This window comes from Streptococcus mitis, from assembly GCF_946190275.1.
In the GTDB taxonomy this organism is placed as follows: Bacteria; Bacillota; Bacilli; order Lactobacillales; family Streptococcaceae; genus Streptococcus; species Streptococcus mitis_DC.
In genome coordinates this window covers 1-263 of record NZ_CAMHZQ010000089.1, presented here as the reverse complement: position 1 = coordinate 263, position 263 = coordinate 1, and the positions used below count along the sequence as shown (strand labels likewise).

Below are 263 nucleotides of genomic sequence, written 5' to 3'. Positions count from 1 at the left end.
ACGGTGTGTTTGACGCCGTGTTTGCCAAGCTCCCAGGCGGTCAGCGAGGCGCCCTGGTTGCGCGGACGGGTCTCCTCCACCCAGACATGCACGTCGATCCCGGCATCATGCGCCATATAGATCGGCGCCAGCGCCGTGCCCCAATCCACCGTAGCGATCCAGCCGGCATTGCAATGCGTCAGGATATTCACCCGTTTTCCGGATTTCGCCTTCTCCTCGATCAGCGCCAGACCGTTGCGGCCGATCGCCTCGTTCACCGCGAC

Annotated in this window: 1 protein-coding gene; it reads right to left on the bottom strand. The window is 63.5% G+C overall.

All coding sequences use genetic code 11. The features are described 5' to 3' along the window. The coding region (locus N8M20_RS10355; protein ID WP_261080533.1) for a translation initiation factor eIF-2B alpha/beta/delta subunit family protein at positions 1-263 on the bottom strand (263 nt) is incomplete at both ends.